Here is a 23343-nt window from a genome sequence, read left to right as displayed (position 1 = left end):
TGCGCACGCAACCTTCCGGCATCGCGTACGCGGGCGGCGCAGCGGGCACATCGCTGCGGCCGCCACCGTGCGGCGCGCGCGTCGCGCGCCGCTACGCCCCGCTTACTTCCATAGCGCGCAGCGCGATTCCTGCTTGGTCGCGAACGCCTGTTCGCCCGGAATTGTCGCGAGCACCTTGTAGTAATCCCAAGGCTCCTTCGATTCCGACGGCTTCTTCACTTCCATCAGGTACATGTCGTGGATCATGCTGCCGTCCGTGCGGATGTAGCCCTTCGCGTAGAAGTCGTTGATCTTGATCTTCTTCAGCTCGGCCATCACCTTGTCGGAGTCGGTCGTGCCGGCGGCCTGCACGGCCTTCAGGTAGGTCGTCACCGACGAGTAGTCGGCCGCCTGCAGGCTCGACGGCATCTTCTTCATCTTGCCGAAGTAGCGCTGCGCCCACTGGCGCGACGCCGCATCGCGGTTCCAGTACCAGCTGTCGGTCAGCACGAGGCCCTGCGTCGTCTCGAGGCCGAGGCTGTGCACGTCGTCGATGAACATCAGCAGCGCGGCGAGCTTCATCGTCTTCGTGATGCCGAATTCCTTCGCGGCCTTGATCGAGTTGATCGTGTCGCCGCCCGCATTCGCGAGGCCGAGGATCTGCGCCTTCGACGCCTGCGCCTGCAGCAGGAACGACGAGAAATCCGACGCGGACAGCGGGTGACGCACCGCGCCGAGCACCTGGCCGCCGTTCGCCTTCACGACGTCCGACGTGTTCTTCTCGAGCGCCTTGCCGAATGCATAGTCGGCGGTCAGGAAGAACCAGCTCTTGCCACCCTGCTTCACGACGGCCGAACCGGTGCCCTTCGCGAGCGCCATCGTGTCGTACGCGTAGTGGACCGTGTACGGCGTGCACTGCTCGTTGGTCAGCGTGTCGGCGCCCGCGCCGATGTTGATGTAGACCTTCTTCTTCTCGGCCGCGACCTGGTTCATCGACAACGCGGTGGCCGAGTTCGTGCCGCCGACCAGCAGGTCGAGCCCGCCGCGGTCCATCCATTCGCGCGCCTTCGACGCGGCGATGTCGGCCTTGTTCTGGTGGTCGGCATAGACGACCTCGATCGGCTTGCCGAGCACCTTGCCGCCGAAGTCGGCGACCGCCATGCGGATCGCTTCGAGGCCGCCCTGCCCGTCGATGTCCGCGTAAAGCCCCGACATGTCGGTGATGAAGCCGATCTTCACGGTATCCGCGGCCTGCGCGGCGCCGGCAGTGAACGCGGCAGTCGCGAGCGCGAGACAGGCGTGTGCGAGGGTCTTCATTTTCATTGACGTCTCCTGTTGTTCTGATGCGTTGTGGTTGTTCGATGTCCGCCACGGCCAGCGGCAAGGGAAACGGGGCGGCGTCACACCCCGAGCAGGTCGTGCAGGGTCGGCATCTTGCTTTCCAGTTCGGCCGCCTGGAAATGTTCGACGATGCTGCCGTGCTCCATCACGTAGAACCGGTCGGCGAGCGGCGCGGCGAAGCGGAAATTCTGCTCGACCATCACGATCGTGTAGCCGCGCGCCTTCAGCGCGACGATCATCCGCGCGAGCGCCTGCACGATCACCGGTGCGAGGCCTTCCGAAATCTCGTCGAGCAGCAGCAAGTTCGCGCCGGTGCGCAGGATCCGCGCGACCGCGAGCATCTGCTGTTCGCCGCCGGACAGCCGCGTGCCCTGGCTCTGCCGGCGCGACGCGAGGTTCGGGAACATCGCGTAGATCTCGTCGATCGGCATCGCGTGTTCGCGCGGCCCGATCAGCGGCGGCAGCATCAGGTTCTCCTCGCACGACAGGCTCGAGAAGATGCCGCGCTCCTCCGGGCAGTAACCGATGCCGAAATGCGCGATGCGGTGCGTCGCGAGACCGATCGTCTCGTTGCCCGCGACCTTGATCGATCCGCTGCGGCGGCCCGTGAGGCCCATGATCGCGCGCAGCGTCGTCGTGCGGCCCGCGCCGTTGCGGCCGAGCAGCGTGACGACCTCGCCGCGATGCACGGTCAGGTCGACCCCGTGCAGGATGTGGGACTCTCCGTACCAGGCCTCCAGGCCCGTGATCTCCAGCGCGGGCGTACCGCTTTCGACGCCGCTCAATTCGCGTTCCTCCCGTTCGCTGTGCTTCATGCGTGCGCCCCCGCGAGCGCCGCGTCGGCGCTGCCCATGTAGGCTTCGATGACGAGCGGATTCTTCGACACTTCCGCATACGAGCCTTCGGCCAGCACCTCGCCGCGTTGCAGGACGGTGATCGTGTCGGAGATGCCCGCGATCACGTTCATGTTGTGCTCGACCATCAGGATCGTGCGGCCGCTCGCGACCTTCTTGATCAGCGCGGTCACGCGATCGACGTCCTCATGGCCCATCCCCTGCGTGGGCTCGTCGAGCAGCATCAGTTCGGGCTCCATCGCGAGCGTGGTCGCGATCTCCAGCGCGCGCTTGCGGCCGTACGCGAGCTCGACGGTCGGCACCTGCGCGAAATCGGTGAGGCCCACCTGCGTGAGCAGGTCCATCGCGTGATCGTCGAGCCGCCGCAGCGTGCGTTCGCTGCGCCAGAAATGGAATTCGGTGCCGAGCGCGCGCTGCAGGCCGATGCGCACGTTCTGCAGTGCGGTCAGGTGCGGAAACACGGCCGAGATCTGGAACGAGCGGATGATGCCGCGCCGTGCGACCTGCGCGGGCCGCTCGTCGGTGATGTCGATGCCGTTGAAGACGATCTGGCCGGCCGTCGGCGTCAGGAATTTGGTAAGGAGGTTGAAGCAGGTCGTCTTGCCCGCGCCGTTCGGTCCGATCAACGCGTGGATCGCACCGCGCCGCACACGCAGGTTCACGCCGTTGACGGCCGTGAAACCCCTGAACTCCTTGGTCAGTCCGCGTGTTTCCAGAATCGTGTCGCCGAGAATCATGTTCCCTTCCGTACGAAGTCAGGCGAAGCACCGGGAAAATTCGCGAGAAGCGGCCGCGAAACAAGTCGGCGGATAAGCAGGCTGCCCCGGGCGCCGTGTGACGCCTCGAGGATGGTCTCCCGCGCCGACGCGTATGCACACTGCGCCACATTGTCTCGCCGTTGGTGCAGTGCAATCATCGGGATTTGCACTTATAGGGCCGACCGCCATGTCGCACGCGGCTATGCACGGTTTTTTCACCGCGTTTTTTTGACACGTGCATCATCGACCGTTGCCCTTTCGCACGAGCCGGCAAGCAAGCAACAAGCCGTGCGGCTGCACGGCTTGCATGGAACTTGCCAGCGACGCGGGACCATCGGCGCGATCGGCACGCGGGTGGCATCGGCCGCTTGTTTCGCATATCGAATCAGCGGGCGGCGCAACGACGGCCCGCTGTCGTGCGGGTCGGCGTTCCGTCACGCAGCCGTCATCGTGGGCTCCGTGCGCACCGGCGTCGCTTCGCGTGCCGCGCGGCGATCGGCGCGGATCATGTCGCTCGCGCGCTCGGCGATCATCAGCGTCGGCGAATTGGTGTTGCCCGACGTAATGAAGGGCATCACCGATGCATCGACGATCCGCAGCCCGGCGATGCCGCGCACGCGCAACCGGCTGTCGACCACCGCACGCTCGTCGTCGGCGCGCCCCATCCGGCAGGTGCCGACCGGATGGAAGATCGTCGTGCCGACCGCGCCGGCCGCATCGATCAACTCCGCTTCGCTCCGGTATTGCGTGCCCGGCAGGATTTCTTCCGGCCGGTAGCGTGCGAGTGCCGGCGCGGACGCGATCCGGCGCGTGAGGCGCAGCGCGTTCGCGGCGACGTGACGATCGTGGTCGGTCGACAGATAGTTCGGCGCGATCGCGGGTGCGACACCCGGATCGGCGCTCGCGATATGCACGCTGCCGCGCGACGTCGGCCGCAGATGGCACACCGACGCCGTAAATGCGTTGAAGCCGTGCAGCGGCTCGCCGAAGCGTTCGAGCGAGAGCGGCTGCACGTGATATTCGAGATCGGGGCGCGTGAGTGCCGGATCGTCTGGATCGGATTTTGCGAACGCACCGAGCTGCGACGGCGCCATCGACATCGGGCCGCGCTGCAGCAGCGCATATTCGGCGCCGATCATCAGCTTGCCCCACCAGTGCGCGGACAGCGTGTTGAGCGTGCGCACGCCTTCCACGCGAAACGCCATCCGCAACTGCAGGTGATCCTGCAGGTTTTCGCCGACGCCCGGCAGGTCCTGCACGACGTCGATGCCGAGCGCCTGCAGCCGCCGGCCGTCGCCGATGCCCGACAGTTCGAGCAGCGGCGGCGAATTCACCGCGCCGGACGTCAGCAGCACCTCCGCGCGCGACCGTGCCACGTAATCGGTGCCGCCGCCGCGATACTCGACGCCGACCGCGCGCCGCCCGTCGAAGATCACGCGTTGCGCCTGCGCGCCGGTGATCACGGTCAGGTTCGGGCGCGCCATCGCGGGCCGCAGGAACGCCTTCGACGTATTCCAGCGCACGCCGCGCTTCTGGTTCACCTCGAAATAGCCGACCCCGGAATTGTCGCCGCGGTTGAAATCGTCGGTGGCCGGGATGCCGGTCTGCTGCGCGGCCTGCGCGAACGATTCGAGGATCTCCCAGCGCAGCCGCTGCTTCTCGACGCGCCAGTAGCCGCCCGCGCCGTGCGCGTCGCTCGCGCCCGCATGGTGATCCTCGCTGCGCTTGAAGATCGGCAGCACGCTGTCCCACGACCAGCCGGCGTCGCCGGTTGCCTGCGCCCAGCCGTCGTAGTCCTCGCGCTGCCCGCGCATGTAGATCATCCCGTTGATCGACGAGCAGCCGCCGAGCACGCGGCCGCGCGGATACGACAGCACCCGCCCGTTGAGCGCCGCTTCGGGCTGCGTCTTGTACAGCCAGTCGGTGCGCGGGTTGCCGATGCAATACAGATAGCCGACCGGGATGTGGATCCAGTGATAGTCGTCCTTGCCGCCCGCTTCGAGCAGCAGCACGTGGATGTCGGGATCTTCGGACAGGCGGTTCGCGAGCACGCAGCCCGCGGTGCCGGCGCCGACGATCACGTAATCGAATTCGCCTTCCAGCGTGCATTGAGTGCTCACGGCGTGTCCCCTTCTGCGTTGTTGTGCGCCGCGCGGCGCGATGCCGCGCGTCATTTCCAGCATAGTGCGTCGCGAGCCGCGCTTGCGGCCCCGCACCACGACGATGAAGCGTACTCCGGCGGCCGGTGGCCGATCCAATGAGTTATGCTGAAATGCGTTATAAGCAGTGCTCATATCACGACGATGGATCTCACCCTGCTCCGTGCGTTCGCGACGGTCGCGCGCGAAGGCAACCTGACGCGCGCCGCCGCGCAGCTGCACCTGACGCAGCCGGCCGTCAGCCTGCAGATCAAGCATCTGCAGGAAACGCTCGGCGTCACGCTGTTCACGCGCACGTCGCGCGGGCTCGCGCTCACGCGCGACGGCCAGACGCTGCTGCCGCATGCGGAACGCGCGCTCGCCGCCGCCGCCGACGTGCAGCGCGCCGCTGCTGCGTTGCGGCACGAGGTGCGCGGCCGGCTGCGGATCGGCACGATCCTCGATCCGGGCTTCCTGCGCCTCGGCGGCTTCCTGCGCGCGCTCGTCGAAACCCATCCGCAGATCGAGACCGCGCTGCGGCACGGCATGTCGGGCTGGGTGATCGAGCAAGTGCGCACGCAGGCGCTCGACGTCGGCTACTACATCGGCCGGCCGGGCGACGACGATCCGCTCGACGGTGCGCAGTTCCACACCGTCACGCTCACGCATTTCGAATACCGCGTGCTCGCGCCGGCCGGCTGGAAGGAGCGCGTGCAGCGCGCGCACGACTGGCGCGCGCTCGCCGCGCTGCCGTGGATCTGGACGCCGCCGGCGTCCGCGCACCACCGGCTGCTGTCGCGGCGCTTCGCGGAGGCCGGCGCGCAACCGGTCAAGGTGGCCGAGGTCGACCAGGAGCAGTCGATGCTCGATCTCGTCAAATCGGGGATCGGCCTGACGCTCGCGCGCGATTCGACCGCGCTGGCCGAGGCGCACGCGCATGCGCTGACGATCGTCGACCGCGTGACGGTGCCGACCGAACTGACGTTCGTGACGCTCGCCGAGCGGCGCGACGAGCCGGCGATCGCGGCCGCGCTGCGGCTGATCGAAGCGCAGTGGGCGATATGAGCGCGGCTGATGACGACATGGCGTGGCCCGCGCGCGTCATCTCGCCACGCCCCGGCCCGTCGTCACGCCACCATCGCGGGCTTTTTGCTAGATTGTGCGTTCGCACACCGCGAGACCCCGATTGAAGGAGACCCGCATGGCCCGCAACATCGAGATCAAAGCCCGCGCCCGCGAATTCGAGCACCTGCGCGAACAGGCGGCCAGGCTCGCGACCGAAGCGCCGCTGTTCTATCGCCAGCAGGATTTCTTCTATGACGTGCCGCGCGGCCGGCTGAAGCTGCGCCGCTTCGAGGACGGCACACCGGCCGAACTGATCTTCTACCAGCGCGACGACCGCGACGGCCCGAAAGCGTCGTACTACACGCGCAGCCCGGTGACGAATCCCGACGCGATGCATTCGCTGCTCGCGACCGCGCTGACCACGCGCGGGATCGTCACGAAGGAACGGCACGTGTATCTCGTCGGGCGCACGCGTATCCACCTCGACCGCGTCGACGGCCTCGGCGACTTCATCGAACTGGAAGTCGTGCTCGGCCCCGACGACGACGAAGCCGGCGGCGAAGCCGAAGCGCACGACGTGTTCGCGAAGCTCGGCGTGTCGCAGGACGATCTCGTCGCGGTCGCGTACGTCGACCTGCTGAACGCCGACACGCGGCACGAAGCGGCCTGATCCGGCCCTGCCACGCGCCGCCTTCGACGCTGCCGCCGCGTCATGCGGCGCCGGGCGCCAGATGCGCGAGCGGCAGTGCGCCGTTGCGCTTGAAGGTCGTCAGCACGATGTTCGAGCGCACGCTGTCGACGCCCGGCACCCGCATCAGCTTCTTCATCACGAACTGCGACAGCGCGTTCAGGTCGGGCGCGACGATCCGCAGCAGGTAGTCGGCGTCGCCCACCACCGCATGGCACTCGAGCACTTCGGGCAGTACGTCGATCTGCTGCTGGAACTGCTCGATGATCGAATCGCCGTGGTGCTTGAGCTTCAGGCTCGTGAAAGCGGTGACGCCGAGCCCGAGCTTTTCGGGGCGCAACATCACGCGGTAGCCTTCGATCACGCCGGCCGCCTCGAGCCGCTGCAGCCGCCGGCCGATCTGCGACGGCGACAGCGGCACCTCTTCGCCGAGCTGCTGGTGCGTCGCGCGGCCGAAGCGCTGCAGCACGTCCAGCAGCGCGAGATCGAAGTGATCGAGTTCCAGCATGAGCATTCTCCGCATTGAATTGTGATTTGATGCGCGATTATCGCATCATCCAACGAATCAACGCCGATATTGCGCCCATTCCGCGCGCAGCCCGCTCTACACTTGCATGGTTCCCTACCGCCACGTGCAGAGCCAGATCATGTCCACCGTCGTCACCGCGAAACTGCAGGAGCAGTTCAATGCGGGCCTCGAAACCCGCGCCGATTTCACCATCGACCAGCCGCTCGCGCGCTACGGCCAGGTCGACCACGCGGTGTGGACGCAGCTCTATGCACGCCAGTCGGCGCTGCTGCGCGGTCGCGCATGCGACGCGTTCGTCGCGGGGCTCGGCAAGATCGACCTGCCGGCCGATCGCGTGCCGTCGTTCGCCGACGTGAACCGCCAGTTGAAGCCGGCAACGGGGTGGGAAATCGTCGCGGTGCCGGGCCTCGTGCCCGATCGCGTGTTCTTCGAGCACCTGGCGAACCGGCGCTTTCCGGTCACCTGGTGGATGCGCCGCCCCGATCAGCTCGACTACCTGCAGGAACCCGACTGCTTCCACGACCTGTTCGGCCACATACCGCTGCTGATCGACCCCGTATTCGCCGACTACATGCAGGCGTATGGCCGCACCGCGCTCGCGGTCGCCGACGACGCAGCGGCGCTGGCGCGGCTCGCGCGGCTCTACTGGTATACGGTGGAATTCGGGCTGATCCGCGACCCGCGCGGCACGAACGGGCTGTCGATCTACGGCGCCGGCATCGTGTCGAGCAAGGGCGAAAGCCTGTACAGCCTCGAAAGCGCGGCGCCGAACCGGCTCGGTTTCGACCTCGAGCGCGTGATGCGCACGAAGTACCGGATCGACACGTTCCAGAAGACCTACTTCGTGATCGACGATTTCGCGCAGCTGTTCGCGCTCGCCGACGTCGACGGCCGCGCGCTGGCCGACCGGCTGGCGGCGCTGCCCGAGTTCGCGGCCGGCGCGGTGCTCGACACCGATCGCGTGCTGCATCGCGGCACGGGCGAAGGCTGGCGCGACGACGCCGACGCGTGACGCGCGCGGGCGCCCGGACGCGCCGCGGCCGGTCTCCCGATCGCGTTCCCCGGCTGCCTGTTGCCGGCTGCCCGTCTCCGGATGGCCTTCCCGCAACTATGAAACAATGAACGATGCCGGCTTCGCCGCGCGGCGCAGCCGCACGCGAGCGCCGCTATCGAACGAGAGGTGCAAGATGATCCACAAGCTCACATCAGAAGAACGCAAGACCCGGCTCGAAGGCCTGCCACTCTGGACGGCCGTCCCGGGCCGCGACGCGATCCAGCGCAGCCTGCGCTTCGCCGATTTCAACGAAGCGTTCGGCTTCATGACGCGCGTCGCGATCAAGGCGCAGGAAATGAACCACCATCCGGAATGGTTCAACGTGTACAACCGTGTCGACGTCACGCTGTCGACCCACGACGCCGACGGTCTGACCGAGCGCGACATCGAACTCGCGCTGTTCATCGACCGTGCGGGCGCGCACGCGCACCCGGCCGCCTGAAGGGTTCCTCTACCGCCGCGCGTCTTTCGGCGCGCGGCGCGTCAACTTTTCATTTCGATGAACGTTTTCTAGGATGTAGTCAGCGGAAGCCTTCAGCTTTCCAAGCCATCCTTAAGGCGCACGTAAGTCTCGTACGCATTCCGTGCCTTGGGGTCCAAACCTTCCAGTTGCAGCGCGCTTTCGCGCTGTACAATCAGCAGCGCATACGGCTTGGAGAGCGCGCTGGCCTCTTCGCAGAGTTTGAGTTCGTCGCCGCTCGACGGCGAGCGGGCGCGCCAGAAATTGATCGCGGCTTCTAGGTCGTTGATCGAAATATCGGACATGATTGGATTTAATCGTTCGCTGGCCGCCATGCTTGATGTCAGGCTAAGCGGCGCCCCTGTGGAAACGGCGTCGTGCTGTCCGCGTGCCTGAACCGCCAACCCATTGTACTTGAGCGAACTTCATGCGACTCCTTCTGATCGAAGACGACCGCCCCATCGCACGCGGTATCCAGAGCAGCCTCGAGCAGGCTGGCTTCACCGTCGACATGGTGCATGACGGCATCTTTGCCGAACAGGCGCTGGCACAGAACCGCCACGAACTCGTGATCCTCGACCTCGGCCTGCCGGGCATCGACGGGATGACGCTGCTCACGCGTTTCCGCCAGACCAACCGCCACACGCCCGTCATCGTGCTGACCGCACGCGACGAGCTGAACGACCGGATCCAGGGCCTGAACTCCGGCGCCGACGATTACATGCTCAAGCCGTTCGAGCCGGCCGAGCTCGAAGCGCGCATCCGCGCGGTGATGCGCCGCAGCGGCCCGCACAGCGACATGCCGCGTCCGGAAGTGTCGCTCGGCGGCGTCCGCCTGTCGGGCGTCGACCGCCGGATCTTCAACGACGACAAGCCGCTCGAACTGTCGCCGCGCGAATTCGCGGTGCTCGAGATGCTGCTGCTGCGCCACGGCCGCGTGGTCAGCAAGGCCCAGCTGCAGGATCACCTCACGCACTTCGGCGGCGATCTCGGCGACACCGCGATCGAAGTCTACGTGCACCGCGTGCGCAAGAAACTCGAACAGTGCCGTGTCGAAATCGTCACGGTGCGCGGCTTCGGCTATCTGCTGCAGGAAATCCGCCAGACGGCGAGCGTCTGAGCGGCGCCGCGCGCGTCGGCCGGCCGCGGGCCGCCGGCGTGTGCGCGTCCTGCTCCGCGTCATCGCCCGGCGTACGACCGCGCCGCTCCCCGTGAGCGGCGCTTATCCATTTGCCCGTCGAAATGTCTCCTGATCCGGCTGTGACCACCAGCCTGCGCCGCTCGCTGCTTCGGCGCCTCGCCGCCCCGCTGTCGATGCTCGCGCTGATGAGCGGCCTGATCGCCTACTGGCTCGCGTGGCAATACACGCAGCACGTGATCGACCGCTCGCTCGCCGATCTCGCGACCGCCATCTCCAAACAGATCCAGATCGCCGGCCCCGACGCGCCGTTCACGGTGCCGCCGCTCGCGCAGGCGATGTTCTCCGATCCCGCCGAAGCGCTGATCTACCGGATCAGCGACGGCGAACAGGAACTCGCCGGCGATCCGAAGCTGCCGCTGCAGGGCATCAACGTACGCCGCATGCATCATGCGTACGTGTTCGAGGCCGAATACGACAACCGTGCGGTGCGCGTCGCGCAGGTGCGCGTCGACAACGTCGAAGGCGGCAAGCCGATGGTCGTCGAGGTTGCGCAGCCGGTGCGGCACCGCTACCGGATCGCGGCCGAATTCCTCGTCGCGATCATGATGCCGCTGCTGCTGCTGTTGCTCGCGGGCTGGGGCATCGTGTGGCGCGTCGTGAACCAGCAGCTCGGCCCGCTCACGCATCTGGCCGATTCGCTGAACCGGCAGACCCACACGTCGCTGGAACCCGTCGACGAAACCGAGGTGCCGCTGGAAATCCGGCCGCTGACGAGCGCGATGAACGCACTGCTCGGCCGCCTGAAGACCGCGCTCGACGCGCAGCGCAAGTTCATCGCCGATGCCGCGCACCAGTTGCGCACGCCGCTCACCGCAGTGAAGCTGCACGCCGAGCAGGCGGCCGTCGCGCGCGATCCGCACCAGACCTTCGCCGCGGTGCGCGAACTGCGCGCGGCCGCCGACCGCGCGGTGCGGCTGTCGAACCAGTTGCTGTCGCTCGCCCGTGCGGAACCGGGCGAACAGGCTGCGCGGTTCGTCGACGTCGACCTCGCGGCGATGGCGTTCGAGACGGGTGCCGAATGGGTGCCGCGCGCGCTTGCGTCGCACGTCGACCTCGGGTTCCAGCGCACCGACGATCCCGGTGACGACGAGAAGCTGGTCGTGCGCGGCAACCCCGTGCTGTTGCGCGAGGTGATCGCGAACCTGCTCGACAATGCGCTGAAGTACGTGCCGCTCGCACGGCCGGTCGGCGCGCGGATCACGGTGAACGTCGCGCGCAGCGCGCTCGAGGACGGCCAGCCGGCCGCGGAGATCGTCGTCGAAGACAACGGCCCCGGCGTACCCGCCAACCAGCAGGCCGACCTGTTCAAGCGCTTCTTCCGCGGCGACGCGCAAAGCGGCAACGGCGTCGAGACGGGTGCCGGGCTCGGTCTCGCGATCGTGCACGACATCATCGCGATGCACGGCGGCGCCGTGTCGTACGAGGATGCACCGGAAGGCGGCTCGCGCTTCGTGGTGAAGGTGCCGCTGATCGCGCACACCGGGCAGCCGGCCAGCGAAACGCCGGCGGCCGCGTCGACGCACTGAGCCGAGCGATTCGCGGCGGGCCGTCGTCGGCCCGCCGGCCAGCGAACGCGGTAAAAACGGTTGCGACGCGGCAACCGTCCGCCGCAGTGACAGCAGCGGCGCATGATGCGCCGCCCGTATTACTTCCTGCTTTTCTTGTCCTTCGACCGGGACTCGGACTTGCCGTCCTTCTTGTCCTTCTTCTTTTTCTTCTTCCCGCCTTCGTCCGACGTCGCGAGCAGCGTACCGCGGCACGACTCCGCACCGCAATGGCACGCGTATTCGCGCTTGAGCTTCTTCGTCAGCTTCGCGTCGATCACGAGGCCGTAGTCGTAGAACAGCTCCTCCTCCGGCCCGATGTCGCGCAGCGCGTGGATGTACACGCGGCCTTTGACTTCCTCGGCTTCGCAGTTCGGCGCGCACGAGTGGTTGATCCAGCGCGCACTGTTGCCGTCGATCTTGCCGTCGATCACGCCGCCTTCGTCGAGTGCGAAGTAGAACGTATGGTTCGGTTCGCTCGGGTCGTGCGGATGGCGGCGCAGCGCTTCCTTCCAGGAAATCCGCTCGCCCTTGTATTCCACTACGCGCTCGCCGGCCTTGATCGGCGCCACGGCGAACACGCCCTTGCCGTGTACTCCCGAGCGGCGCACCGCGATCCTGCGTGAACTCATCGAACGAATCCTTGTGAAGACGACTTGAATGGAAGCGGCCGCAAGCGCGGCTTGGCGTCGCGCCAAACGAAAACGCGGCACCGGTCGGTGCCGCGTCGGGGCATGCGGCGAATCACCCGCATCCTACACGTTCACGATTGCTTCGTTCAACATCATGCGCAATATTGCGCGCCCGGCGCTCAACGCTGGCCGAACGCGACGTCGCCGAACAACGCCTTGTGCTCGCGCGGCTGCGAGCGCCAGTATTGCGGCGGCGCCGTGACCTGCGCGCCGAGCTCGGCCGCCGCGTGCCACGGCCAGCGCGGGTCGTACAGCATCGCACGCGCCATCGCGACGAGATCCGCATCGCCGGCCTCGATCAGCCGGTTCGCATGCGCGGGCTCGTCGATCAGGCCGACCGCGATCGTCGGCATGCCGACCGCGCGCTTCACGGCCTGCGCGAACGGCACCTGGTAGCCGGGCGACAGCGGAATCTTCTGCAGCGGCGACACGCCGCCGGACGACACGTCGATCCAGTCGCAGCCGCGGCGCTTCAGTTCGTGCGCGAACGCGATCGTATCGTCGAGCTCCCAGCCGCCTTCGACCCAGTCGGTCGCGGATACGCGCACGCCGACCGGCCGGTCTTCGGGAAACGCCGCGCGCACGATCTCGAAGATCTCGAGCGGAAAACGCATCCGGTTTTCGAGCGAGCCTCCGTATTCGTCGGTGCGCCGGTTCGCGAGCGGCGACAGGAACTGATGCAGCAGATAACCGTGCGCCGCATGCACTTCGATCGCGTCGATGCCGAGCCGCGCGGCACGCCTGGCCGCGGCCGCGAACGCTTCGCGGATCCGGTTCAGGCCCGCGGCGTCGAGGGCAAGCGGCGGCGTCTCGCCGTCCTTGTGCGGCACGGCGGACGGCCCGTGCGGCAACCAGCCGCCGTCGGCGACCGACACGAGCTGGCCACCCTGCCACGGCACCGCGCTCGACGCCTTGCGCCCCGCATGCGACAACTGCATCGCGACGCGGATCGGCGAATGCTTGCGGATCGCGGCCAGCACCGGCTTCAACGCGGCTTCGGTCACGTCGTCCCACAGGCCGAGGTCGCCCTGCGTGATGCGCCCGTCGGGTTCCACGGCGGTCGCTTCGATGCAGAGGAGCCCCGCGCCCGACAGCGCGAGATGGCCGAGGTGAATCATGTGCCAGTCGGTCGCTTCACCGCGTTCGGCCGAATACTGGCACATCGGGGAAATCACGATCCGGTTCGGAAGGGTCACGCCGCGCAGCGTGAACGGGGAAAACAGCACAGTCATGGAAGCCGCTCGCCTGGAAGGGAAAGAGCGAACGAGCGTAGCACGCAGGCGGCAAGCGTGCTGGCGGGGCGCGCGGCAGTAAGCGGATGGTCAGGTACGGCGCGCGGCGGGTGGCCGGCAATGCGGGAACGCGGGCGAACGCCGCGCGGACGGCGATGCGCGGGCCGGCAACGGATACGGACGGGCAAGCCGTTCGCGGCTACGGGCGCGCCGCTTGCGGAGTCAGAGCCCGACGCTGTCGAGCCACTCCGCGAACATGCGTCGCGCGGCCGCCTCGAGCGCGGGGCCGTGCTGCGCGGTATCGGCGCGCAGCTGGCGCGCATCGATGCCGGGCGTCGCCGCGATTTCGCCGGCGTTCGCGATCAGCCACGGTTCGAAGCGCTCGGTGCGGATTTCCGGATGACATTGCAGCGCCAGCACGTGCTGCCCCCACGCGAATGCCTGGTGGCGGCATGCCGGCGTCGACGCGAGATGGATCGCCCCACCCGGCAGGTCGAACGTGTCGCCATGCCAGTGCAGCATCGACGTCGCGGCAGCGTCGAAATGACGCAGCGGCGATGCGCGGCCGGCGTCGGTGAGCGTCAGCGGCGCCCAGCCGAGTTCGTGCTGCGCGGCCGGATAAACACGTGCGCCGAGCGCCCGGGCGACGAACTGTGCGCCGAGGCAGATGCCGAGGATCGGCAGCCCGGCGTCGATGCGCTGGCGCACGAGCGCCAGCAGCGGCGCGATCGTCGGATACTGCGCGTCGTCGTACACGCTGAGCGGCCCGCCGAGCACGACGAGCAACGACGGCTCGAGTACGTCGAGCACTTCGACCCGCGACGAACCGACGTCGACATAGCGCACCCGGCGACCGCGTTCGCCGAGCACCTGCTCGAAGCTCCCGAGATCCTCGAAATGCACGTGGCGGATCGCCACGACCTCAGCGTTCATCATCGGCCTCCCGGTCGATCGACGGACGTCAGCCGGCGAAAATCTTCCAGGTCTTCTTCTGCGTCGCCGCGTCGGCTTCTTCCTGCACCGAGCAGTCGAGACGCAGGTCGCTGTCGGACATCGAGATGTCGAGCGCCGCGCAGTGATGCACGGTCTTCTTCGACAGCTTGCCCGGCTGGAAGTGGGCGCACGTCAAGCACATGCGCTGCGGCGGCGTCGCACCGGCCACCTGCAGCTCGCGCAGCGTCTTCAGCAGTGCGCGATACAGGGCGCCCTGCTCGTCCGCGCCGAGCTTGCCGACGGCTTTCGTCAGGAATTCCGGCCATTGCAGCGCCTTCTTCGCGGCCGTACGGCCACGGGCCGACAGGCGCACGGCCAGCGCGCGGCCGTCGTCCAGCGCGCGGCGCTTCTCGACGAGCCCCTTCGTCTCGAGCGTGCTGACGGCATCGCTCGTGGTCGCCGCGGTCAGCTGCGTCTCGCGGGCGATCTCGCCGAGCCGCATCGGGCCCTTGCGCTGCAGCAGCAGCACGAGAATCTCGCCCTGCGTCGGCGTGAGGCCAGCGCCTTCCGCCCAATCCCATGCCTGGCTTCGCATGGCCGTACTCAACCGCAGCAGGCTGTGGGTCACACGTCCCGAAGCCTGATTCCCGTAAACGCCTTCGCTCATAGTCTTTTCGCTTTGCCGCCGCCCGGTTTGCCGAGCAGCCGTAGTGTGGAGATCGAATGTCTATCTCAAAACAGACACGCTCTTGCGAGGGTGTCAGCACGGCCGTCGCGAGGGCACACGCGGCGGTCGCGTTCGCGGCGACCGGTAAGACACGCATCGTTCCGGTGTCCGCAAAGCCGACATTCTAAGCGAGAGCGGAAAATCGCACAGCTAAGTTATCCCCTTCATTCTGTGGAAAATCGCTGGATAACCATAACTTTTCGTTGTGCCTGCAATGTCGAACGCCCGCCGAACCGTGCGTACGCGCATTTTCCTGTTCGGATCGGCCATCGGGCCGACTCCCCTGATCCACCGGGTTATCCCGTGCACAGATCGTTGACTTTGCAGCGGAATATCCAGTTATCCACAGATTTTCAGGACAACCGGCAACGATTTCGGCGCCGATCGGGGCTGCCGGTCGTTCAGCGAATCGCGACGCGGTCGAGCCCGTAATCTGCAAAACATTTTTTCACTCGCGCCAACGTAAGCACTGCTGGCGGACCGTCTCGTTGAGCGATTTTTCCTGCTTGAAAACGGTTCTCAGCCACGACGCGTCGTTCACGCGCGCCTTGGCGAGCGCGCCGATCTCGTCGAGCGCCGCGCGCGAACCGAGCGCGGCAGCATGCGGCGCGATCCGGTCGAGCGTGTCGAGGATGTCCTCGGCGATCGTGCGGCGCTCACCCGTCTGAGGATTCACGCAGGTGCCCTCGAGCCCGAAGCGGCACGCCTCGAAGCGGTTGAACGTGTAGACGAGGTAGTCGTCCTCCGACAGTTTCAGCGGCCGGTCGGTCAGCAGGTAGCGCGCGAGCGTCTGGATGTAGCACGCGATCGCCGCCGCGCGGTCGACCGACAGCGGCGTGTCCATCACGCGCACCTCGATCGTGCCGTAGCCGGGCTTCGGCCGGATGTCCCAGTAGAAGTCCTTCATCGAATTGACGACGCCGGTGTTCACCATCTTCGTGAAGTACTCCTCGAAGCTGTCCCAGGTCAGCACGAACGGCGCGCGGCCCGACAGCGGAAACGCGAACACCGAATTCAGGCGTGCCGAATGGAAACCGGTGTCGACGTTCTGCACGAACGGCGACGACGCCGACAGCGCGATGAAGTGCGGAATGAAGCGCGACATCGAGTGCAGCAGGAACAGCGCGCTGTCCGGATCGGGGCAGCCGATGTGCACGTGCTGGCCGAACACGGTGAACTGTTTCGCGAGATAGCCGTACAGCTCGGAGATGTACTGGAAGCGCGGCGCATCGTAGATCTGCCGGTCGCTCCATTGCTGGAACGCATGCGTGCCGCCGCCGGCCAGCCCGACGTTGAGCTGGTCGGCCGCCTTCACGAGCACGTCGCGGATCGCGTGCAGCTCGCTCACCGCCTGCTCGTGCGAATGGCAGATGCCGGTCGACAGTTCGATCATGCTTTCGGTGATTTCCGGCGTGATGTTGCCCGGAAAGGTCTCGCCTTGAATCAGCCGCATCAGGTCGGACGCCGCTTTGGTCAGGTCGTAGTTGTGCGTGTTGACGACCTGGATCTCCAGTTCGACGCCGAACGTGAACGGCTCGGAATTGACGAAGGTTTCGAGTGCCATGGCAGGTTCCGGAATCAGTTGCTGTCGCTGCGTTCACCGACCGCCGACAGACAGCGGTACACAATGAACGGGCTGACGAGCTGCAGGACCACGATCGTGCACATCACGATCGCGCGCAGGTGCGGGTCGAAATTCGGATAGAGCTGGTAGGTGTCGTCGACGAGCAGGTACGACAGCGCGGACATCGGCGTGAGCGCGATGCCGAGCGCGACGCCCTGCTTCATCCCGATGCCGCTCGGCTTCGCGAATGCGATGACGCCGGCCAGTTTCGCGACGAGGCGCGTAACGATCAGCACGATCGCGAGCAGCCCGCCGAGCGCGATGTCGCCCCAGGTGAACGACGTGAGCGTGAGCACGAACAGGATCACCGTCAGCAGCCAGCCGGCCGTGCCGAAATGCTCGGGCCACAGCTGCGGGCGCGCCTCGAGGTTTTTCACGATGATGCCGGCGAGCAGCAGCGTGAGCAGCGTCGACAGCTTCAACGCCTGGGCGACCGCGATCGCAAGCATCACGAGCCCGAACAGCGCGACGAACGAATGCTCGTCGCGCATCGTCGAGGTCATGTGGCGGAACAGGTAGTTGCACGAACGCGCGACGACGTACGCGACGAGGAACGAACCGGCGATCAGGTAGAGCGGTTGCAGGATCGTCGCGAAAACGTTGCCGTACGCTTCCTGGTGAAGCCAGCTCGTCACGAGCTTGGTCAGCACGATCGCATAGACGCTGTTGAGCGCGGTAAGCGTGATGAGGCGTTGCGACACCTGCCCTTCCGCGCGCAGTTCGGTCTTCAGCTGGATCACCATCGACGGCGACGTGGCGATCGCGATCGCCGACAGCACGAGCGCGACCATCCCCGATACGCCGAGCGCGAGCATCACGAACAGCACGAGCACGAACGTGAGCGTGGCTTCGGCGAGGCTCGATGCGATGAGCCACGGATTGCGCCGGATCCAGCGCAGGTCGAGGCGGCTGCCGAGTTCGAACAGCAGCAGGCCGAGCGCGACGTCGATCAGCAGCCGGGAAGTTTCGTCGGTGCTGGCGTCGATCACGCCGAATCCGAACGACCCGGCGATGAGACCGATCACCGCGTAACCGGTAATGCGAGGCAGACGCCATGCGCGATAGCAAAGCTCGCCACACAGGCCGGCCGCGAACAGCGCGAGCCCGGCCCAGAACACGGCATCCGGCGTGAGCGGCCAGTTGGGCAGGAATGAGAACGCCGACTTCATCGTGGTGACTTCTCCTTTGGAAGCAACCGCCAGCGACGCGGGGTCAAGCGTCAAAAAATGGATGCGCGCCGGCTGGGTATCGCCCCGAATGTGATTGTTGTGTTCGACGACGGCGGGACATGGGATCCGCCTTTTCCGCCACTCGGCGGAAAGTCGCTCAGGTTGCCGATCTGGATTGTCGGCCTGGTGTGTGAACGGACTGCGCAGTCTCGAAGATTCAGATTCGAAATCGTGCCGACCGTTCCATTGAAGCATGTCCGGCGCCAGGCCGGATGAACGCGAAGGAAACCGATTGTGCCACAGCTTTTTCGTTCCGGAACCGATTGAATCGACTCGCGGCGCTGTGCGGCACCCCAGGTCTTTGGTTTCAAAGGTTTACTTGTATATATACGTAGTAGAAGTTAACAAAGGCCCCACAGTTCTGTGGATAACTTCGGTTTTCGCTGATGGATCAATGCGTTGGCGAAACCATAACCGGATGCACAGGCTGTTTGCTCACAGTCGTTTGAGTTGAGCAACTTTTGGGCCGCGTCACAGCTGTGCCGAGTTGCCCAGTTTACGTCCACTGTGATTGCACACGAAGTACGCGCGGATTCCGCGCGGTTATCCACAGCGTCGCGTGGATAACTTCGCGCGAAAAAGTCCGGAAACTGTGAGCGGCTCGGGCGAACGATCAGCCGGCCGGGCCGACGCGGCGTGCGCGCAGCGCGCGGATCAGGAAGCGTGCGGGGTCGACGGCATCGGCGAGCTCGCGCTCGAGCGGCCACGGTTCGCCTTCGAGTTGCGATGCGATCAGCTCGGCGCCGAGTGCGGCCCAGACGAGGCCGCGCGAGCCGAAACCGAACGCGCCGTAGAGTCCGGGCACGCGCGGCAGCTCGCGCGCCTGCGCACCGCTCAGCGCGCGCGCATTCGCGATGGCGCCCGCTTCGTCCGCGAGCGGGCCGATCAGCGGCAGGCGGTCGCCGACGACCCAGCGGAACGCGACGCGGCCTTCCAGTGTGTCGGGATCCGGCAGGTCGCGAAGCAGGCCCGGCAGCAGATGCCGCACGCGGTCGATGTTTTCGCGATGCCCGGCCGCGCGCAGCGCGGGATCGACGTCGTCGGGTTCGAACGTCGCGCCGATCAGCAGCGTGCCGTCGTCGAGCGGTACCGCGTAACCGTCGCCGATCGCCGGGCACGGCAGCGGTGCCGTGGTGCCGGGCGGCAGCAACGTCAGCTGGCCGCGCACCGGCTGCAGCGAGACATGCTGCAGCCCGGCCAGACGCGCGGCGTCGCCGGCATTCGCGAGCACGACGACGGGCGCGTCGGCCAGCGTGCGGCCCGCATCGTCGAGTGCGTGCCATGCGTCGCCCCGCCGTTCGAGTCGCGCAACGGTGGTGGACGCGAGCAGGCGCACGCGCTCGCCGGCCGCCGCGCATTGGGCCGCGCACAGGCCGGCCGGCCAGACGGCGCCGCCGTGCGGGAACAGCAGGCCGCCCTGCGCGACCGGCAGGTTCAGGTGTGCGCGCGCGGCATCGGCATCGAGCAGCGAGACATAGTCCGACGGCGCGCCGAACGCGTCGAACGCGTCGCGCATCCGTGCGAAGTCGTCGGCCGATTCGGCGAGATGGATCATCCCGTGCGTGCTGCGCGCGAACGCATGGCCCGCGCATTCGAGTGCGCGCCAGCGGGTCAGTGCGTGAAGAAAGCCGCTGCGCGTGAGCCGGCTCGCGATGTTGTCGTCGCGTGTCATCAGCGGATGGAAGACGCCGGCCGGATTGCCCGACGCGTCGCTCGCGATCCGGTCGTGCCGCTCGATCAGCGTGACCGCCCAGCCGCGCGCGGCCAGGCGTTCGACGACCGCGCAGCCGGCCAGGCCCGCGCCGATCACGATCGCGCGACGCTCGGCAACGGGCAGCGCGCTCGGCGGTTCGTGACGGCGCGTGCGCCAGCGCGGCGCATATTCGCCGACGAGCATCGCGAACTTGCCGGCGAATCCGTCGCGCTTGCGATACGTGAAACCTGCATCGGTGAGCGCCTGTTTCACGGCGCCCGCACTCGAATACGTCGCGAAGGTCGCGCGCTCGGCCGCGATGCGCGCGAGTGCGCGAAACACGTCGGGCGACCAGAGTTCCGGGTTCTTCGCCGGCGCGAAACCGTCCAGATAGAACGTATCGGCGCGCGCGACGAGTTTCGGCAGCAGCGCGAGCGCGTCGCCGAACGCAAGCGTGAGCACGACCCGGCCTTCGTCGAATTCGAGTCGATGCACACCCGGCACGAGCGTCGGCCACGCATCGGCCAGCAGTCCTGCGTCCGCCGATATGGTTGTGTTCGCAACGATATGGGAAAGCGCGCGGCGCAGGTCGTCGCGCGAGAACGGATGCTTCTCGACCGACACGAAATGCAGCCGTTCGCAGCGCGCGGGGTCGTCGCGCCACGCGGCCCAGGTCGCGAGGAAGCTGGCGCCCACGCCGAAGCCCGTCTCGACGATCGTGAACGTGCGGCGGCCCTGCCAGCGCGCCGGCAACCCGTTGCCCGCGACGAACACGTAGTTCGCCTGAGCGAGCGCACCCGCGACGTTGTGATAGATGTCGCCGTACTGGGGCGAGACGAGCGTGCCGTCGTCGCGGATGGCGAGCGTGGCGGGAATGAGTCGGTCTGTCATGCGAAACAAAAAACGTGGCAGCCAAGCCTGGCAAGGGATTGCGCGGGGTCGTCCGCCCGTCCGTTGGAAAACGGCAACGGGCCGGCGCCCGGGCGGACCGCGCTGCGTATCCTGTCCGGTTGGCGCAGATCAAAAACCGGGCAGTCGGCGATTCATTCGGCGAAATACCGATGAAAATCTTTGAAACCCTTGTCGTTATTGGGTTTGCGCTGCGCTATCATAGCAACGCCGTACCGCGGGGTGGCCGCCGGCTCACCGGAGGGCGCGTCGCGCGGGCCAGGATTCGGCGCTGTGTCGTCGGAGTCTGACTCTCGACGGCACGGTTCGCGCACGTATAATCGGCGCGTTCGCGCTGTTCGTGTCAACCTAACCTGATAAAGGAACCTTAATGAACAAACAGGAACTGATCGACGCCGTCGCCGCCCAAACGGGCGCCAGCAAGGCTCAAACCGGCGAAACGCTGGACACGCTGCTCGAAGTCATCAAGAAGGCCGTGTCGAAGGGTGATGCGGTTCAGCTGATCGGCTTCGGCAGCTTCGGTTCGGGCAAGCGCGCAGCACGTACGGGCCGCAACCCGAAGACCGGCGAAACCATCAAGATCCCGGCAGCCAAGACGGTCAAGTTCACGGCTGGCAAGGCGTTCAAGGACGCCGTCAACAAGCGTTAAACCAGCGCCTGTTCCAGGAAAAACCCGCCTTTCGGCGGGTTTTTTGTTGGGCGCGCGCGGCATTTTCGCCACAGTCCGCGCCCCTCTTGCAAGATTTAACGGTTGTTTTTACAACGCGTTACGCATGCACGATCTGCGTGTCGCCGGGGTCGTCGTCGTGCGAATCGATATCCCACACCGGGAACGGATCGTCGAGCGCGTGCCATCCCGCCGCGCCGAGCGCGAATTCCGCCTCGGTCAGCAGGCATGCGTCGAGTTTCGCGCGCCATGCGTGCGCGTCGAGCGCGATGCCGATCAGCACGAGTTCCTGCCGGCGATCGCCCACGGTGCGATCGTCGAGATCGCCGTGCCATTCGGCACGGATATCCGCGAGCAACTCGTCGTCGTCCGGCCATTCCGCACGATCCTGCGCGGCCCACCAGAGACCCGCCGGGCCATGCCGGCACACACCGCCCGCCTGCGACAGCGAACCCGCGATGTCGTTGCGCGTCGCGAGCCAGAAAAAGCCCTTGCTGCGCAGCACGCCCGGCCACTCCTGATGCAGCAGCGCCCAGAGTCGCGCCGGGTGAAACGGCCGGCGCGCGCGGTAAACGAAATTGCCGATCCCGTATTCGTCGGCTTCGCCGTGCACGTGCGCATGCTGTTCGTCGTCGTGATGCGTGCGATCGTGATCGAGCGACGCGAGCCAGCCCGGCGCATTCGCGGCCTCGTCGAAATCGAAGCGGCCGGTGTTCAGCACTTCGTCGAGCGGCACGTTGCCGAACGTCGACACGACCTGGTGCGCGCGCGGATTGAGTCGCGCGAGGATGTGCTGCAGACGCGCGAGGTCGTCGGCGCCGACGAGGTCGGCCTTGTTGATCACCAGCACGTCGCAGAACTCGATCTGCTCGATCAGCAGCTCGACGAGCGTGCGGTCGTCGTCTTCCGACGCGGCGATGCCGCGCGTCGCGAGCGCGTCGTCCGACCCGTAATCGCGCAGGAAGTTGTACGCGTCGACCACGGTGACGAGCGTGTCGAGCCGCGCGACGGCCGACAGCGACGTGCCTTCGTCGTCGACGAACGTGAAGGTCTCGGCGATCGGCATCGGCTCCGCGATCCCGGTCGATTCGATCACGATCGCGTCGAAGCGGCCTTCGGCCGCGAGCGTGCGGATCTCGACGAGCAGGTCGTCGCGCAGCGTGCAGCAGATGCAGCCGTTCGACATCTCGACGAGGCGCTCCTCGACGTGCGACAGCGCCTGCGCGTCGCGCACGAGCGAAGCGTCGATGTTGACCGCCGCGAGATCGTTGACGATCACGGCCACTTTCAGGCCCGCGCGGTTCGCGAGGATGTGATTGAGCAGCGTGGTCTTGCCGGCGCCGAGGAAGCCGGACAGCACGGTGACGGGCAACGGCTGGTTCATTGCCGGATTCATAGCGATATGCACCAACGGAAAAATTGAGAAAGCGGCCGCGGCGCCCTTCCGGGGCGCGATCGGCGCGCGGACGGGCGAAATTGCGGCGTGAGATCCGCATTGTGCATCAAACGCGCGCCGGCCGGCCGGTGTCGCGTCAGCCCGCGCCGCGGCGCCGCGTCACGGTGCGGGCGGCAGCAGCTTCCACTGGGTCAGGATGCCGGCGATCTGCCGCGCGTACTTGTCGCGCAGCGACGGCGTTTCCGAATGATAGGCGCCGACGGCCTGCCACGTGTTGCCGTAGCGGTTCATCTTCTGCTTCAGATGCCACGCGGCGATGTACACGTTCTTGCACGGTTCCATCAGCGTGTCGCGACCGATCCCGTAGCGCGACAGCGTCGGCAGGTGGATTGAATTGATCTGCATCAGGCCGTAATCGACCGAGCCGTTCGTATTCTTGTTCAGCGCATCGGGCCGGTTGCGCGACTCCTGCCACGCGATCGCGCGCAGGATCAGCGGATTGACCTGCTGATATTTGGCCGCCTCGTCGAAACAGTCCGCGCGAGCGTTCGCGCTGGCGCAACACGCGCCGGCGGCGATCAACGCGATCGAAGCGAACCGTCTGTTCATGGTGCGGAATCGATGGAAATT

At 66.7% G+C, this 23343-nt stretch carries 22 protein-coding genes; 7 read left to right on the top strand and 15 right to left on the bottom strand.

The features are described from left to right. Positions 1-102 precede the first annotated feature (102 nt). From WJ16_RS00430 to WJ16_RS00415, 4 genes are all read right to left on the bottom strand, one after another. The gene (locus tag WJ16_RS00430; RefSeq protein ID WP_069255399.1) at positions 103-1302 is read right to left on the bottom strand and encodes an ABC transporter substrate-binding protein; all 1200 of its coding nucleotides are present in this window, start codon (positions 1300-1302) and stop codon (positions 103-105) included. 77 nt (positions 1303-1379) lie between these two features. Then, a complete protein-coding gene (locus WJ16_RS00425) occupies positions 1380-2135 on the bottom strand; it encodes an ABC transporter ATP-binding protein (protein WP_069255398.1) in 756 nt (251 codons plus the stop codon). Further along, on the bottom strand, positions 2132-2911 hold the full coding sequence (locus tag WJ16_RS00420; protein ID WP_069255397.1) for an ABC transporter ATP-binding protein: 780 nt from the start codon (positions 2909-2911) through the stop codon (positions 2132-2134). The genes WJ16_RS00425 and WJ16_RS00420 overlap by 4 nt, the downstream gene beginning before the upstream one ends. A 455-nt stretch (positions 2912-3366) precedes the next feature. Next, positions 3367-5052, bottom strand: a complete 1686-nt coding sequence (locus WJ16_RS00415) for a GMC family oxidoreductase (protein ID WP_069255396.1) — start codon at positions 5050-5052, stop codon at positions 3367-3369. Positions 5053-5235: 183 nt separating this feature from the next. Here WJ16_RS00415 and WJ16_RS00410 point away from each other — a divergent pair, with 183 nt between their 5' ends. Next, complete coding sequence (locus WJ16_RS00410; protein ID WP_069255395.1) at positions 5236-6135, top strand: LysR family transcriptional regulator; 900 nt, start codon at positions 5236-5238, stop codon at positions 6133-6135. A gap of 136 nt (positions 6136-6271) precedes the next feature. Next, entirely contained in the window at positions 6272-6805 is a 534-nt protein-coding gene (locus WJ16_RS00405; RefSeq protein WP_069255394.1) for a class IV adenylate cyclase, read from the top strand. A gap of 40 nt (positions 6806-6845) precedes the next feature. Here the strand turns inward: WJ16_RS00405 and WJ16_RS00400 are convergent, their stop codons facing one another. Next, on the bottom strand, positions 6846-7331 hold the full coding sequence (locus tag WJ16_RS00400) for an Lrp/AsnC family transcriptional regulator (protein WP_006408082.1): 486 nt from the start codon (positions 7329-7331) through the stop codon (positions 6846-6848). A 139-nt stretch (positions 7332-7470) separates the two neighbouring features. On the opposite strand from WJ16_RS00400, the gene phhA reads away from it, so the two are divergent. Beyond that, positions 7471-8364 carry a phenylalanine 4-monooxygenase gene (phhA, locus tag WJ16_RS00395; RefSeq protein WP_069257907.1) on the top strand — a complete coding sequence of 298 codons (894 nt, stop codon included), beginning with the start codon at positions 7471-7473 and terminating at the stop codon, positions 8362-8364. 175 nt (positions 8365-8539) lie between these two features. Next, entirely contained in the window at positions 8540-8848 is a 309-nt protein-coding gene (locus WJ16_RS00390; protein WP_048247945.1) for a 4a-hydroxytetrahydrobiopterin dehydratase, read from the top strand. A gap of 92 nt (positions 8849-8940) precedes the next feature. Here the strand turns inward: WJ16_RS00390 and WJ16_RS00385 are convergent, their stop codons facing one another. Then, entirely contained in the window at positions 8941-9171 is a 231-nt protein-coding gene (locus WJ16_RS00385; RefSeq protein WP_039351485.1) for a DUF3717 domain-containing protein, read from the bottom strand. A gap of 122 nt (positions 9172-9293) precedes the next feature. Here WJ16_RS00385 and WJ16_RS00380 point away from each other — a divergent pair, with 122 nt between their 5' ends. Together WJ16_RS00380 and WJ16_RS00375 are read left to right on the top strand one after the other, a co-directional pair. After that, entirely contained in the window at positions 9294-9986 is a 693-nt protein-coding gene (locus tag WJ16_RS00380; RefSeq protein WP_006401494.1) for a response regulator, read from the top strand. A gap of 122 nt (positions 9987-10108) precedes the next feature. After that, a complete protein-coding gene (locus tag WJ16_RS00375; protein ID WP_069255393.1) occupies positions 10109-11593 on the top strand; it encodes a sensor histidine kinase in 1485 nt (494 codons plus the stop codon). A 119-nt stretch (positions 11594-11712) separates the two neighbouring features. Here WJ16_RS00375 and WJ16_RS00370 read toward each other — a convergent pair whose 3' ends face one another. The 7 genes from WJ16_RS00370 to mnmC all read right to left on the bottom strand — a co-directional run bounded on the left by WJ16_RS00370 (position 11713) and on the right by mnmC (position 20632). After that, the gene (locus WJ16_RS00370; RefSeq protein WP_069255392.1) at positions 11713-12243 is read right to left on the bottom strand and encodes an SET domain-containing protein; all 531 of its coding nucleotides are present in this window, start codon (positions 12241-12243) and stop codon (positions 11713-11715) included. Positions 12244-12422: 179 nt separating this feature from the next. Further along, positions 12423-13535 (bottom strand): NADH:flavin oxidoreductase/NADH oxidase, encoded by a 1113-nt coding sequence (locus WJ16_RS00365; RefSeq protein WP_069255391.1) that lies wholly within the window; start codon positions 13533-13535, stop codon positions 12423-12425. Positions 13536-13757: 222 nt separating this feature from the next. Then, positions 13758-14468, bottom strand: a complete 711-nt coding sequence (locus tag WJ16_RS00360; protein ID WP_069257906.1) for a glutamine amidotransferase — start codon at positions 14466-14468, stop codon at positions 13758-13760. A 28-nt stretch (positions 14469-14496) separates the two neighbouring features. Further along, positions 14497-15135: a MarR family winged helix-turn-helix transcriptional regulator gene (locus WJ16_RS00355; protein ID WP_027788730.1), complete on the bottom strand. Its 639-nt coding sequence runs from the start codon at positions 15133-15135 to the stop codon at positions 14497-14499. A 508-nt stretch (positions 15136-15643) separates the two neighbouring features. Then, on the bottom strand, positions 15644-16759 hold the full coding sequence (locus WJ16_RS00350) for a YbdK family carboxylate-amine ligase (RefSeq protein WP_006490006.1): 1116 nt from the start codon (positions 16757-16759) through the stop codon (positions 15644-15646). Between the two features lie 14 nt (positions 16760-16773). Then, a complete protein-coding gene (locus tag WJ16_RS00345) occupies positions 16774-17988 on the bottom strand; it encodes a cation:proton antiporter (protein ID WP_069255390.1) in 1215 nt (404 codons plus the stop codon). Positions 17989-18661: 673 nt separating this feature from the next. Continuing rightward, positions 18662-20632, bottom strand: coding sequence for a bifunctional tRNA (5-methylaminomethyl-2-thiouridine)(34)-methyltransferase MnmC2/FAD-dependent 5-carboxymethylaminomethyl-2-thiouridine(34) oxidoreductase MnmC1 (gene mnmC / locus WJ16_RS00340; protein WP_069255389.1), 1971 nt, complete (start codon positions 20630-20632; stop codon positions 18662-18664). A gap of 388 nt (positions 20633-21020) precedes the next feature. On the opposite strand from mnmC, the gene WJ16_RS00335 reads away from it, so the two are divergent. Further along, complete coding sequence (locus WJ16_RS00335; RefSeq protein ID WP_006401505.1) at positions 21021-21299, top strand: HU family DNA-binding protein; 279 nt, start codon at positions 21021-21023, stop codon at positions 21297-21299. A gap of 118 nt (positions 21300-21417) precedes the next feature. Here WJ16_RS00335 and WJ16_RS00330 read toward each other — a convergent pair whose 3' ends face one another. Both WJ16_RS00330 and WJ16_RS00325 read right to left on the bottom strand, forming a co-directional pair. Next, a complete protein-coding gene (locus WJ16_RS00330) occupies positions 21418-22713 on the bottom strand; it encodes a GTP-binding protein (RefSeq protein WP_069255388.1) in 1296 nt (431 codons plus the stop codon). A gap of 159 nt (positions 22714-22872) precedes the next feature. Further along, on the bottom strand, positions 22873-23322 hold the full coding sequence (locus WJ16_RS00325) for a lytic transglycosylase domain-containing protein (RefSeq protein ID WP_069255387.1): 450 nt from the start codon (positions 23320-23322) through the stop codon (positions 22873-22875). Positions 23323-23343: the final 21 nt, after the last annotated feature.

The organism is Burkholderia metallica, assembly GCF_001718555.1.
Taxonomy (GTDB): Bacteria; Pseudomonadota; Gammaproteobacteria; order Burkholderiales; family Burkholderiaceae; genus Burkholderia; species Burkholderia metallica.
The sequence above is the reverse complement of the archived record's forward strand: the minus strand, read 5'-3'. Positions and strand labels throughout refer to the sequence as shown.

What these genes read in the sequence shown, in the direction of transcription:
- WJ16_RS00410 (WP_069255395.1), top strand. Translation starts at nt 5,236, where the DNA reads ATGGATCTCACCCTGCTCCGTGCGTTCGCGACGGTCGCGCGCGAAGGC.
- WJ16_RS00385 (WP_039351485.1), bottom strand. Translation starts at nt 9,171, where the DNA reads ATGTCCGATATTTCGATCAACGACCTAGAAGCCGCGATCAATTTCTGG.
- WJ16_RS00400 (WP_006408082.1), bottom strand. Translation starts at nt 7,331, where the DNA reads ATGCTGGAACTCGATCACTTCGATCTCGCGCTGCTGGACGTGCTGCAG.
- WJ16_RS00365 (WP_069255391.1), bottom strand. Translation starts at nt 13,535, where the DNA reads ATGACTGTGCTGTTTTCCCCGTTCACGCTGCGCGGCGTGACCCTTCCG.
- WJ16_RS00355 (WP_027788730.1), bottom strand. Translation starts at nt 15,135, where the DNA reads ATGAGCGAAGGCGTTTACGGGAATCAGGCTTCGGGACGTGTGACCCAC.
- WJ16_RS00335 (WP_006401505.1), top strand. Translation starts at nt 21,021, where the DNA reads ATGAACAAACAGGAACTGATCGACGCCGTCGCCGCCCAAACGGGCGCC.
- WJ16_RS00330 (WP_069255388.1), bottom strand. Translation starts at nt 22,713, where the DNA reads ATGAATCCGGCAATGAACCAGCCGTTGCCCGTCACCGTGCTGTCCGGC.
- WJ16_RS00350 (WP_006490006.1), bottom strand. Translation starts at nt 16,759, where the DNA reads ATGGCACTCGAAACCTTCGTCAATTCCGAGCCGTTCACGTTCGGCGTC.
- WJ16_RS00325 (WP_069255387.1), bottom strand. Translation starts at nt 23,322, where the DNA reads ATGAACAGACGGTTCGCTTCGATCGCGTTGATCGCCGCCGGCGCGTGT.
- WJ16_RS00345 (WP_069255390.1), bottom strand. Translation starts at nt 17,988, where the DNA reads ATGAAGTCGGCGTTCTCATTCCTGCCCAACTGGCCGCTCACGCCGGAT.
- WJ16_RS00430 (WP_069255399.1), bottom strand. Translation starts at nt 1,302, where the DNA reads ATGAAAATGAAGACCCTCGCACACGCCTGTCTCGCGCTCGCGACTGCC.
- WJ16_RS00420 (WP_069255397.1), bottom strand. Translation starts at nt 2,911, where the DNA reads ATGATTCTCGGCGACACGATTCTGGAAACACGCGGACTGACCAAGGAG.
- WJ16_RS00375 (WP_069255393.1), top strand. Translation starts at nt 10,109, where the DNA reads ATGTCTCCTGATCCGGCTGTGACCACCAGCCTGCGCCGCTCGCTGCTT.
- WJ16_RS00370 (WP_069255392.1), bottom strand. Translation starts at nt 12,243, where the DNA reads ATGAGTTCACGCAGGATCGCGGTGCGCCGCTCGGGAGTACACGGCAAG.
- WJ16_RS00405 (WP_069255394.1), top strand. Translation starts at nt 6,272, where the DNA reads ATGGCCCGCAACATCGAGATCAAAGCCCGCGCCCGCGAATTCGAGCAC.
- mnmC (WP_069255389.1), bottom strand. Translation starts at nt 20,632, where the DNA reads ATGACAGACCGACTCATTCCCGCCACGCTCGCCATCCGCGACGACGGC.
- WJ16_RS00360 (WP_069257906.1), bottom strand. Translation starts at nt 14,468, where the DNA reads ATGAACGCTGAGGTCGTGGCGATCCGCCACGTGCATTTCGAGGATCTC.
- WJ16_RS00390 (WP_048247945.1), top strand. Translation starts at nt 8,540, where the DNA reads ATGATCCACAAGCTCACATCAGAAGAACGCAAGACCCGGCTCGAAGGC.
- WJ16_RS00425 (WP_069255398.1), bottom strand. Translation starts at nt 2,135, where the DNA reads ATGAAGCACAGCGAACGGGAGGAACGCGAATTGAGCGGCGTCGAAAGC.
- phhA (WP_069257907.1), top strand. Translation starts at nt 7,471, where the DNA reads ATGTCCACCGTCGTCACCGCGAAACTGCAGGAGCAGTTCAATGCGGGC.
- WJ16_RS00380 (WP_006401494.1), top strand. Translation starts at nt 9,294, where the DNA reads ATGCGACTCCTTCTGATCGAAGACGACCGCCCCATCGCACGCGGTATC.